The sequence below is a fragment of the Acidobacteriota bacterium genome (assembly GCA_030774055.1).
In the GTDB taxonomy this organism is placed as follows: Bacteria; Acidobacteriota; Terriglobia; order Terriglobales; family Acidobacteriaceae; genus JACPNR01.
The window spans coordinates 1-11,968 of the sequence record JALYLW010000139.1; the positions used below are offsets into that span (position 1 = coordinate 1).

7 protein-coding genes and 1 pseudogene are annotated in these 11,968 nt (G+C 64.9%); 4 read left to right on the top strand and 4 right to left on the bottom strand.

Translation table 11 applies throughout. From position 1 onward, the window contains the following. Positions 1-3 precede the first annotated feature (3 nt). Entirely contained in the window at positions 4-2,664 is a 2,661-nt protein-coding gene (locus tag M3P27_11820; protein MDP9268995.1) for a protein kinase, read from the top strand. A gap of 98 nt (positions 2,665-2,762) precedes the next feature. After that, positions 2,763-3,122, top strand: a complete 360-nt coding sequence (locus M3P27_11825; protein ID MDP9268996.1) for an STAS domain-containing protein — start codon at positions 2,763-2,765, stop codon at positions 3,120-3,122. A 597-nt stretch (positions 3,123-3,719) separates the two neighbouring features. Here M3P27_11825 and M3P27_11830 read toward each other — a convergent pair. After that, positions 3,720-3,827, bottom strand: a pseudogene (locus M3P27_11830) (sulfur globule protein CV1). Positions 3,828-3,888: 61 nt separating this feature from the next. Between M3P27_11830 and M3P27_11835 the strand changes: the two are divergent. Continuing rightward, positions 3,889-4,053 carry a hypothetical protein gene (locus M3P27_11835; GenBank protein ID MDP9268997.1) on the top strand — a complete coding sequence of 55 codons (165 nt, stop codon included), beginning with the start codon at positions 3,889-3,891 and terminating at the stop codon, positions 4,051-4,053. A gap of 116 nt (positions 4,054-4,169) precedes the next feature. Here the strand turns inward: M3P27_11835 and M3P27_11840 are convergent, their stop codons facing one another. The 3 genes from M3P27_11840 to M3P27_11850 all read right to left on the bottom strand — a co-directional run bounded on the left by M3P27_11840 (position 4,170) and on the right by M3P27_11850 (position 10,249). Beyond that, complete coding sequence (locus M3P27_11840; GenBank protein ID MDP9268998.1) at positions 4,170-5,510, bottom strand: hypothetical protein; 1,341 nt, start codon at positions 5,508-5,510, stop codon at positions 4,170-4,172. Between the two features lie 111 nt (positions 5,511-5,621). After that, on the bottom strand, positions 5,622-8,153 hold the full coding sequence (locus tag M3P27_11845; protein ID MDP9268999.1) for a VWA domain-containing protein: 2,532 nt from the start codon (positions 8,151-8,153) through the stop codon (positions 5,622-5,624). Positions 8,154-8,698: 545 nt separating this feature from the next. Next, the gene (locus M3P27_11850) at positions 8,699-10,249 is read right to left on the bottom strand and encodes a hypothetical protein (protein MDP9269000.1); all 1,551 of its coding nucleotides are present in this window, start codon (positions 10,247-10,249) and stop codon (positions 8,699-8,701) included. A gap of 197 nt (positions 10,250-10,446) precedes the next feature. Between M3P27_11850 and M3P27_11855 the strand changes: the two genes are divergently transcribed. Further along, the gene (locus M3P27_11855) at positions 10,447-11,859 is read left to right on the top strand and encodes a beta-lactamase family protein (GenBank protein MDP9269001.1); all 1,413 of its coding nucleotides are present in this window, start codon (positions 10,447-10,449) and stop codon (positions 11,857-11,859) included. Positions 11,860-11,968: the final 109 nt, after the last annotated feature.

Below are 11,968 nucleotides of genomic sequence, written 5' to 3' on the forward strand. Positions count from 1 at the left end.
CCCATCCCAGCGGGAAGCAAGCTCGGCCCCTATGAGATCCAGTCTGCCGCCGGCGCCGGCGGCATGGGCGAGGTCTATCGCGCGAAGGATACGCGGCTCGACCGCATCGTCGCCATCAAAGTGCTGCCTGGGCATCTCTCGCAAGACGCCGCGCTGCGCGAACGCTTCGAGCGCGAAGCGCGCGCCATCTCCGCGCTCTCGCATCCCGGCATCTGCACGCTGCACGACGTGGGCAGCCAGGATGGCGTCGATTTCCTGGTGATGGAGTTCCTCGAAGGCGAGACGCTGGAGCAGCGCATCGCGAAAGGACCCATGCCGGCGGCGGACATCCTGCGCATCGGCGTGGAGGTCGCCGACGCGCTCGAGAAGGCGCATCGCCAGGGCATCATCCACCGTGACCTCAAGCCCGGCAACATCATGCTCACCAAGCTGGGCGCCAAGCTGATGGATTTCGGGCTCGCCAAGCGCGGCGACCAGAACACGCTCGCCTCCGCGCTCACCGAGATGACGGTGAGTCAGAAGAAGCTGACCAGCGAAGGCTCGATCGTGGGGACGTTCCAATACATGGCGCCGGAGCAGCTTGAAGGCGCGGAGGCCGACCAGCGCACCGACATCTTTGCGTTTGGCGAGATCCTCTACGAGATGGCCACCGGCCAGCCGCCATTCAAGGGCAGGACGAAGGCCAGCCTGATCGCGAGCATCCTTTCGTCGGAGCCGGCTTCGATCGTGACGCTGCAGCCGCTCACGCCGCCCGGACTCGACCGCATCGTGCGCATCTGCCTGGCCAAGGATCCGGACGAGCGTTTCCAGACGGCGCACGACCTCAAGCTGCAACTGCAATGGCTGGCGGAGGGCGGGTCGCTGGCGGGCGTCCCCGCGCCGGTGGCGCACCGCCGCAAACATCGCGAGACCCTGGCGTGGGTGATGGCAGGCGCGCTGCTGGCAGTGAGCGCGGCCTCGGCATTCTTTATCTGGCGGCTGCTGTCGGCGCCGGCGCAGGTGCTACGCACGACGATACTTCCGCCGGAGAAGAGCAACCTGCTGGCCATCGGCATTGGCGCGGCGCCGGCAGCGATCTCGCCTGACGGAAAGCACGTGGTCTATGGCGCGATGGGGCCAGACGGGCACTTGGGCCTGTGGCTCCAGCATCTGGACGCGCCCACGCCGCAGCCGTTGGCGGGCACCGAGGGCGGGTTCTATCCGTTCTGGTCGCCGGACTCGCGCTTCGTCGCTTTCTTCGCCGGCAATTCACTGCGCAAGATCGATATCACGGGCGGTCCGCCGCAGACGCTGTGCGATGCCAACCAGGGACGCGGCGGCGACTGGAGCCGCGACAACGTGATCCTCTTCGGATTGCGCGAGGGTGGCGGCCTGATGCGCGTGCCCGCCGCCGGCGGCGTGCCGGTGGAAGTGACGAAACTCGACCGCAGCAAGGGCGAGGGAACGCATCGCTGGCCGGAGTTCCTGCCCGATGGGCAGAGGTTCCTCTACATGTCCGGTCCCAACGGCAACGACACCAACTCGAACGTGGTGATGGTGGGCTCGCTCGACGGCAAGGAGAAGCGACAACTGTTGGGCGCCAGCTCGAACACGCAGTACGCCAGCGGTTACCTGCTTTATCGCCGCGACAGCACGCTGATGGCGCAGCCCTTCGATCCGAAGAAGGCGGACTTCACCGGTGATCCGGTGCCGCTGGTGGAGCAGATACGCTTCGATGGCGGGGTGAGCCGCGCGGTGTTCAGCGCGTCAGAGAATGGGATGCTGGTGTTCCAATCAGGCGCGTCCTCCTCCGGCTCGCGGCTTACCTGGTTCACGCACGCGGGCAAGCCGGATGGCTTTCTCGGCGAATCGGTGCTGGCGTACAACGTGGCGCTCTCGCCCGACGGCCGCCGCGCGGCGACCACGCTGGTGCTGGGCGGAGGCGCGAATACCGACGTGTGGATGTACGACGTGGCCCGCGGCATCCGCACCCGCTTTACTTTCAGCCCGGACCGCGATTTCCTCCCCGTGTTCTCGCCGGACGGCAAGCAGCTCGCTTACGGCGACGATACCGGCAGCGGCTTCATCATCCAGATAAAGCCGGCAGATGGCTCCGCTCCCGAGCAGGCACTGACGAAGAAGAGCAAGCTCGATCTCGCGCCGCTCGATTGGTCGCACGACGGCCTCTACCTGCTCTGCATCGGCCGCGAGAAAACGGCGCTCGACATCTGGGCCGTCCCGCTGGGCGGCGACCGCACGCCCTTCCCCGTGCTGCAAGACCAGTTCACGAAAGACAATCCGCAGTTCTCTCCCGACGGCCACTGGATCGCCTACCAATCGAACGAGTCTGGCCGCGACGAGATCTACATCGCGCCCTTCCCCGGACCGGGAGCGAAGTTCCAGGCTTCCACCGAGGGGGGCCGCATCCCGAAATGGCGCAAGGACGGCAAAGAGCTGTACTACATGTCGATCGATCAGAAGCTGGTCGCCGTGCCCATCACGCTCGGAGCGGCGACGGTGCAGGCCGGTGCGCCACAGGGACTTTTTGCCATCCGCGTGCCGCCGGTACGCGCCACCTATGCCGTTTCCGGCGACGGACGCTTCCTGGTGAATTCGGTCGGCGACACCACTGACACCGTCCCCATCTCGCTGTTCACCAATTGGCCGGCAACGCTCCGCAAGTAAGCAGGGTAGAGGCTATAATCTCCGCCTCTTGGGATGCGGCGTCTGTCGTGGCTTCCTCGTACCAAGTGTCCTGTGGTGGCTGAGGGGGGAGCTCCACCATGCCTGTGACTTCGCCTAGCGTCATCACCACGCCCGCCGGCGACGTGATCGTGGTCACCGTGCGCGGTCCGCTCAAGCTCGGCCACCCGCCACTCGAGGAGTTGCAGGCTGCGTTCCGCCGCCTGGCTGACAACGGACAGGTACAGGTGGTGGTGGACCTCACCGAGATGCCACTCTTCGACTCGACCGGCATCGGCTTGCTCGTGCTCGGCTATACCTCGATGCGGCGCCGTGGCGGCACCTGCAAGATCTGCGGCCTGGTCGAACTGGCGCGCAAGATGCTGAAGACCGTGGGACTGTTGAACGTCTTCGAAGTCTTTCCCGATCGCGCGCAGGCAGTGGCGAGCTTCCAGAAGTAAGCTTCCGGAAATAAAGGTGGGGCAGCGGAGAGCATTCATTCGAGGGCTTCGCGCTGAGGCTGCTGCTGCGGACTCGCGCGGGCTTCCTGCGGAACCCACGCTCGCTCCGCGCTCACCCGCCTAACGCGCAGGCAGCTTGAAGTCGAGCCCGAGCGCGTCGTTGGCTTTCTCGGTGGCGGGCAGGTCGAGCTCGGCGAGCGGGATCTTCCGGGCGCGGTGCGAAAAGTCGAGATCGAAGATGGTCTGCCCGACGATGGCGTAGTTGCTCAACTCAACGCGCGTGCCATCGCGCAACACCAGCACGATCGACGGTCCGTCATCTTCGATCCTGGGCGCGGGCTCAGGCTTCGGCGCGGCGCTACTGCCGGTGCGGCCTGCTGCTTCTCTGCCATCCAGATAATGTTCGCCGTAGCGCGGGTCGGCGCCGGCGTTGGCGTTGCCGGCGTCGCCGTTCGTGTTTCCAGCATTTGTGTTTCCGGCATTGTCGAGGCGCGCGGCGGCGCGCGACCACATCTCGCGCTCGAGAGCGTTGCCGGAAGGAACGTCGGCCACCGGCTGCGGCTCGCGCTGCGGATCATATGCCGGCACGTACACCGGGTAGCCATAGATGGGCGCGCCGTATCCATATCCGTAGCCGTATCCGCCGGAGCGGTGATGTCCGCGGCGTCCGCCGAAGCCGGCGTTCGCGCCTACGCTCACGCTGAATCCCGCATTGCCGCGGAAGCTGGGACTGCCGGCGCCGTACTGCGGCGGCGGATTGAAAGCGGTGAAGCCCATCGAGGGTGGCGGGTTGAACGCGGTGAAACTCGTCGAAGGTGGCGGATTGAATGCGGTGAAGCTGGTCGCACTTCCCGGCACGCCGGGCGTGGGATTCGTGGGCGTGATGCAGGTGGCGCACGCCGGGACACCAAAGCGCTGGGCGCTTGCGTAAGTCGCAAGGGCTAGAAAAAGCGCGGCTGCAATCAGCTTCCTCACAGGCCTAATCATACTCCCGAAGCAAAGGACAATCGACAATGGACAAATGACAATTGCCTATTAAGTTCGATGTTACGACTGGGCCGCAGGGTCCATTTTCGATCGTCCATTGTCCATTGTCCTTTGTACTTCGAACGGATGTCCCACGCCGCCGGCGCGTCGCAGGTCCAGCAATCCGATGATGGCGTGCGAGAGCAGCAGCGCGATGACCATCGCGGCCACGATCTCGCGCGCCTGGTCACGCTTCAGCTCGAGCATGTCCGCGGCCACGCCGGCGAGGAAGAGGAAGAAGAAAGGGAGCGCGCGCAACGGGAACGCGCCGTAGGCGAGCGTGTCCGGCGCCAGGCCGCGATTTACTTGAAAAACGACGGCCAGCAGCCAGAGCAGCGCTAACACGATGAGCGGCGCGGTGTTGCCGAAGTAGCGCACGCGTCGCGAAGCGAGATACGCGCCCACCGCCAGCACCAGGAAAAGCAGCAGCGCGGGATAGTGCGTGAGCCACAGCACACTCCACATATAGAGCCGAAGCCGCGCGCGCGCAAGCTCGCCAGAAACCACGCCCACGCTCAGACGGAGTTGCTGCTCGAGCGCTGCGGTGTGAAATCCGTTGACCGCAAAGAGCGCGAGCAGCACGATGCCGGTCGTCACCGCCAGCACGGCGAATGGCAGCCACCAGCGCTCCCGTGCAGGAAGCAGATAGAGCATGAAGGCGAGCGCGATGGGGAGCACCAGCGCGGTCTGGGGCGCGGCGCCGAGCGCGAGCAGGATCGCCGCCGCCAGCAGCAGCACGCGACGCCAGCTTACTTCCCAACTTACTTTCCCCGGGGCGGGAAAGAACGTGTGCGCGAGCGCGATCGAGATGTAGATGATCCCAAAGACGCCGAGCATGGCAACGATCTCCGGTCCCACGCGCGCGCTGAGCGCGACCGCGGGCGAAAACACGTACAGCGCGAGCGCGATGTAGCCGCCTGCATTGCCGTAGAGCCGCCGCGCCACATACCAGAGCGAGCCGCCGAGCAGCAGCCCGATCACCAGGAAGGGAAAGCGCGCTAGCCAGCGGACGGAAGGCGGGAGGGGATATCCTCCTTCGGCGTCGCCGCCGGCGCCGGATGGCTCGGCGAAGGGGACCAGCGAGGTCTTGCCCGCGGCAACTACCGGAACGGCGGCGCTGAGCGCGACCAGCGGCGAGACGAAGTGCGGAGCAACAAGAAAGTGCGGAGCGACCAGAAAGCCTGGAGCGTCCTGCGGCGCGGCACGCAACCGCTGCTCGCCCGTCTGGATGTATCCCAACTCCGCGCCCGCGAGCGGCCGGCGCGCGGCGAGGTAGAGTGCCTGCGCCAGGAATACCAGTAATAAGAGGATGGCGAAGACTTGCGGACGTCCGAAACGTTCGCGGTTGAAAGGATTGGGCACCGCGACTGTTCTATCACCATTCGCGTACCCCATGCCGCAGAGAAGGATCGGCCCGGGGTAGGCGGCGTTAGCTTGCCTATCCCGGGCCTGTTCGGAGGACAGCAGTGGTCGCTAGTGTTTGGTGCTGGCTCCGCTTTTTCCAATCGGCTCGGCGCGCGAGAGGAAGAAGACCTCCGTCATCGCCGCGACCGCCTTCAGGCTCGCCGCCGGCAGCTCGCCGTAGACGAGCTTGGCCGTGGTGGGCTGGATGGTGAGCTTGAAGCCGAGCAGTTTCAACTTCTGCAACGTGGCGGCGGAGTTGTCGGTGAGCGCGATGCGGACATGCAACACGCCCGAGCAACCACCCGCACTTGCTGGCTTGGCTTCGAGGCAGGCGAGGATCTGGAACAACTCGTCCGTCATCTTCGCGACCATCGCTTCGTCTTTGCGGTCGGCGTAGCCCTTGCCGGCCGTGCCGCTCAACGAGTAGGTGTTGCGCGAACGCGTGGGCAGCGATTGGATCTGCTGTCGCAAGATCATCGGCACCGGTGACGAGGCGGGTGGCGCGTTGAGCATCCCTGACCCGTTGTATGAGCCGGCGAAGTTCATTGTCTTGGCGTCGCGCTCTTCGCCCACCGCCATGGCGCGGTCCACGCCCTGCGGCACTTCGACCGGGACCTGGACAGTCCGCGGCACGCCCGAGTCAGTCACGACCATCTCTTCCACCGCAACCAAGGAGGTGAACTGCGTCATCATCTTGTAGTCGAGGCCGAGCTGCGTCACCTGCTCCTGCAACGCTTTCTTCATCGTGCCTTGCTGCGCGCCGTTCCAATCCTGCGACATCAGGTCATCGACCTTGCGGCGCGCCCACAGGGTGGCGAGCACGCGGTTCGACTTCTCGACTGCGGGAAGATCGACGGTGATCTCGCGGGTGAAGGGCTGGCCGGCGCGGCGGCCGCGTAGCGTGATGGTGCCGTGCGCCGCCTGGGTGTAGCGTCCGGTGAGAACGAGCGGCTTGGCGCTGAACAGGTCGGCAGGACGCGCGGGCGAGACGTCGGTGACGGGCAATCCGTTCCAGTCGATGGAAACGTCGGTGAGCAGCGGCGTGCGCACGCGCTCTTCGAGACGCGTGACGGCCGCTTCGGCGTCGCTATCGAGCGTGACGTACTCCACCTCGCCGCGGCCTTCCTTGGCCATGTTGTCGAGCAAGAACCGATTCACGCTGTTGCCGATGCCAAACGCGAAAACGCGCGCGTTGGCATGCTTCTTCACCTCGCCAATGATCTCCATGTCGTTCCCCACGTAGCCATCGGTAAAGAAGATGGCGATGCGCAGGTGGTCGAGTTTGTCGGTGGGCGCGAGCGCGGCGCGGATGGCCTTCATCATCTCCGTCCCGCCCGAACCTTCGCGCGAGGCGAGAAATTGCTGCGCCTTGACGAGGTTGGCGGCGGTGGCGGGCACGGGTTCGGGAAAAAGGATGTGCTCGTCGCCGGAAAAAGTGATGAGGTTGAAAGTGTCTTTGGCGCGCAGGTTGCCGAGCGCGAGCGCCATCGTCTCTTTTGCCTTCTCGATGGGGAAGCCGGACATCGAGCCGGAGGTATCGAGCACGAAGACGAGCTCGCGCGGCGTGGCGTCTTCATCGAACACGCGCTCCGGCGGCTGCAGGATGAAGGTGAAGTATCCGGCAGTCTGCGAGCCGGCGAGGGCGCCGCCGAGCGATTGTGCAGCTTTTGATTGTTCGGCATGGACCAGCAGCGCATCCGCGATCTGCTGGCCGGCAACTTCGTAACGCAGGATGAAGTCTTTGTTGGGGATGGTGTCCTCGTCGCGCAGCCGCACCACGGCGCTCGACGCGCCGGTGCGTTCGACGTCGACTTGATGCAGCTCGCTGCGCAGTCCGGTGATGGGCACGCCGGCATCGAGTGCGACCGCGATGGAGATGTCGTGTCCGGCGCGGACATTTTGCGGCGCGACCGGCGGCGTGATGCGGGATGCGTCGGGAACTTTGCCGGTGTCGGGAAGGCGACCGCCGCCCTGCTGTCCGATGACCTGGTTTGCTTGAAGAGCGGCGCCCGGGATGTAGCGCGGGCCAACGACCGTCGGGAACATGAACTCGTAGGACCCGGCTTCGTACTTGAGCGTGTCCACGTAAGTGAGCGTGATGGTGACGGTCTCGCCGGGCATGATGTTGGCGACCGACTGAGTGAAGATGTTAGGGCGCTCCTGATCGAGGAGCGCGGCGACGTGTCCGGTGGAGCGCGCTTTGTCGTAGATGGCCTGCGCTTCTTCCCGGCGCTTGATGATGCCGCGCACCAGGCGCGTTCCCACGTGCATCGTCATGTCATTCACAGCCGCGTTCTGCGGCAGCGGAAACACATAGACAGCTTCGATCTTGTCCGTGCCGTCGTTCACGAACTCCTGCGTGACTTCCACGCGTGCCAGGAATCCGGAGATCTCCGCCTTCACGCCGGTGTGCTTCAGCGGACACTCGCCGATGACCTGTCCGTCTTTGCCGATGACCTGAAGCGCGCCCGCCTGGCCAGGATGCGACGGGCTCGGCTTCGGTGGAGGAGGTGGCGCGGCGTGCGTGACTGACAGGTTGAGGAAAAAAAGCGCGCCGGAAAGGGCGAGCAGTGCGGCGAGGACTACATACCTTGTCTTCATTCGAGTTCTCCGTTCGAGTGAGGGCCGGCGTCCGGCTGCGAGTTCATTCGAACTGCCGCTCGGGCGCCGGCCCTGTGCGCGCTCTGCCTGAGAACGGCGAATGCGCGCGGACTTGCAGCAAACCGGCGGAATAATCTCCGTAGCGGCAACGCTCCTGAATGAATAACGGCGAGCATCCATAAAAGACACTCGCCCGCGCGAAGAAATCGGGACGGTTACCAGCTGTAATGCACGGGCGGGTGGCCCAGACACAGTGGGTGGCCCACTCAAGCGTCCGCTTGTGGGGGAGAAATAATCAATGCGAATGACGTATTCGCTTTACTTTCGCCCATAAATGGGCGAACTTGGCGTCGTCCGTCCTAGGCCGAACTCCGTTCTTTCTCATTAGCAATCGTCCATAGTCGGCGATCTCGCCGAGATCCCAACCAAATCTCGCCGAGACCGGCCGAGACCAGCCCGTGAGCTTTCGCGCTAACTCATTGAAACGACTAGGAGCCGCGCAGGGGGGAAGGGGCGGGCTCGATCCCGCCCCACTCGACGCTCTGCTACCACGAATAGTGGACCGTGTACGTGATGACGGCTTCGCCATTCGGCGTGATGGTGACCGGGAATTCGATGGTCTGCGCGTCCTTCTTGCGGAACGTCGTGGTCTTCGCGGTGATGTCCCAGTTCGACCAGCGATACAGGTGCTCGACCACGCGGACGGTGACAGCCGTCTTCTTATGGTTGCGCACCTTGATCTCGAAGCTCTCGTCGATCCACTCCTGGCTGGAGTTCACCTTGATGTCGGTGCGGCGGCATTCGCCGACCACGTCGAAGGCGTTGCCGGTGTAGACGCGGATGAGCTCGTCGGTGGGCGTGTGGTCGATCCAGTTCTCGCCGGTGAACTCGAGCTTGCCATCGTCGTCGCGGCGATAGAAGCGCAGTTTGCCTTTGGGGAGCGCGATGCCGAGGCCGTTCTCCTTTGAATTCCTGAACTCCTGCATCACCCAGACTTTCGGATTCGACTCGGTGCCGTAGCCCTGATCGTTGCGCGCGTTCTCCATGGTGTATCCGTACCAGCGGTCGAGCTTGGCGCCATCGTAGACGTAGATGCGCTTCGACTTGACGTCCGTGCCGCGGACGAACTCGACCTGCTTGGTCTCGTTGTCGTGCAGCGTGACGGAGCGGACCAGCGAGTACATGTGGTACTCGTCAAAACTCTTCTCGCGGACGGTGGGCGCCATCGACATTTCCGCCTTCAGGGCGCGGTTCTCATCCGCGGCGCCGGCTGCGGGACGTGCGCCGGGTTGCAGCTTGTTGACGTCGCCGGCGATGAGCTTGATGTCGGCATCGTCGAAGCGCTTGCCGCTGCGGTTGATGAAGCTGACGAGGCCAAAGACGTCGATCTTCTCTTCGCCGTTCGCACCGCCAGCCGCGCCCGATGCCGGCGCGACGATGTTGTAGTCCGCCGCCCAGCTCAGCCCGCTGGTGACGTAGCTGACCTCGGCGTCGAGAGTGGTAGCGGAAGGCGTGTTCAGCAACCAGTTGATGGTCGGGTGCAGGATGGTGTCCGCACCGAGATTCGGGAAGATGGGCAGGCCGGGCAGGCCGAAGCGCAGCTTGCCGTCGACTTCGATGATGGGCTGTCCGGCGCCGTAGCCGGGATACGCCTGGCCATACTCGTTGTAGGCCGGATGGGGCACGTATCCGGAGCGGATGATCTTGCCGCGGATGCGCTCGACGCGTCCGTCTTGCATCCGGATCTCGAAGTCGATGGTCTGCCCCTCGTAGAGCGAGAGCAGCAGCTCTTGCGTGATGGGATCGTTGCGGTAGTCCTGCTCGAGGACCTGGAGCTGGGTGCGTCCGTTGAGATCGCGCAGGATGACGGACTCGGGCTCGAGAAAGGCGGTGGCGTCGGCAAAGCGGACGCGGTTCACTCCCGCGGTCAACTGCATGGGAAAGACCTGCCGCACCAGGGCGAAGTTCTGGTTATAGATGGTGATGGCGGCGCCTTTGCCGGCCGCCGCCTTCTCGGATTGCGACGATTGGGCGGCAGCGGTGAGCGCGAGCAGTAGGGCCGCGACCGCCGCGAGCATGGATATCTTCGTTTTCATCTCTCTCCTCGTTCATTTCTCGTACTGAGAGGAGAACGGAGAGCGGGGAGCGGCTTGCAGAGATTCTTTGTGGGTGGCTGGACCTGAGATGCTTCGTCGCTGCTCGCGGCCCGGAAAAGGCGGCCGCTCGCGACGCTCCTCAGCATGACCCATCAGGATGGAAGGTGCTAGACTGCGGCGTTTCCACGGAGGAACCAATGCGCGCTCGGGTGGCTATCCTTACTATTTCGTTCCTGGTGGTCGGGTTGTCGTTGGCGACGGCGCAGCAACCGGCTCACGGCTTGAGCGCGGACCAGCGCGCGGCCATCGACAAGGCTGCCACGGAGGCGCTGAAGGCCAGCGGCACGCCGAGCGCGTCGCTCGCGGTGGTGAAAGACGGTCAGCTCGCTTACGTGCGCGCCTACGGCAACGCCAAACTCGAGCCACCCACGCCGGCGACGCCGGAGATGCGCTATTCCATCGGATCGAACTCGAAGCAGTTCACCGCCACCGCCATCCTGATGCTGGCGGAGCAAGGCAAGCTCTCCCTCGACGACAAGGTCGCGCGCTTCCTGCCGGATCTCACCCGCGCGAACCAGGTCAGCATCCGGCAACTGCTCACCATGACCTCCGGCTACCAGGATTACTGGCCCCAGGATTACGTGATGCCCAACATGCTGAAGCCGGTGACGGCGCAGCAGATCCTCGCGGGCTGGGCGCGCAAGCCGCTCGATTTCGATCCCGGCGCAAAGTGGCAGTACTCGAACACGAACTACGTGATCGCCGGGCAGATCGTGGAGAAGGTGAGCAGGCAAGACCTGTACCGCTACCTGATGCAACACGTGTTCGCGCCGCTCGAGATGCGCAGCGTCGCCAACGTAGACCGCGCGCCGCTGCCGGCGAGCGATCCGATCGGCTATCGCCGGTACGCGCTCGGCCCGCTGCGTCCCGCTCCGAAAGAAGGCCCGGGATGGCTCGACGCCGCCGGCGAGCTGGCCATGACGCCCAGCGACCTTGCGCGCTGGGACATCGCGATGATCGAGCAGCGGCTGTTGCAGCCCGCGTCGTACAAACAGCAGCAGACGGCCACGCTGCTGAACAGCGGAGTCGCGTTCCCGTACGGCCTGGGCGTGTTCGTGCGCGCGCCGGGCGGGCGCCGCGTGATCACACATGGCGGCGAGGTCTCGGGCTTCACCTCCACCAACAACGTGTATCCGGAAGACAAGGTCGCGGTGGTGGTGTTCACCAACCAGGATGCGGTGGGCACGCCCGACACCATCGCCGACGCGGTCGCGAAAGTGCTCTTTGCTGACACCGACCCGGCGACGAAGACGGCGACCGAGCGCGCGCGGCAGATATTCCTGGGTCTGGAACAAGGCAAGCTCGACCGCACGCAGTTCACCGACAACGCCAACTTCTACTTCAGCGAAGAAGCGTTGCGCGACCTGCAAACGAGCCTGGGCCGCTGCGGCGAGCCGAAGGAGTTCGCGCCGCTCGGTCCCCGGGGCGAGCGCGGCGGCATGTTCGCGCGCGCGTGGCGCGTGGGATGCGGCGAGCAGAAGCTGCGCGTCTGGACCTTTGAGCTGCCCGACGGCAAGCTGGAGCAATACCAGATCGCGCCGATGGAGTAAGAGTTATTTCTTCCAGGGTCGCCGCAACGCTGGCGGCTCGCTCGCGCAGCGAAGCTCACCTTGGCTGCGTCGCCCCTCGGCCTCCGTTCGCGCGATCCGGCGCGAACTC

Coding starts and splice junctions, on each gene's coding strand:
- M3P27_11850 (MDP9269000.1), bottom strand. CDS start 10,249: ATGAAAACGAAGATATCCATGCTCGCGGCGGTCGCGGCCCTACTGCTC.
- M3P27_11845 (MDP9268999.1), bottom strand. CDS start 8,153: ATGAAGACAAGGTATGTAGTCCTCGCCGCACTGCTCGCCCTTTCCGGC.
- M3P27_11825 (MDP9268996.1), top strand. CDS start 2,763: ATGCCTGTGACTTCGCCTAGCGTCATCACCACGCCCGCCGGCGACGTG.
- M3P27_11855 (MDP9269001.1), top strand. CDS start 10,447: ATGCGCGCTCGGGTGGCTATCCTTACTATTTCGTTCCTGGTGGTCGGG.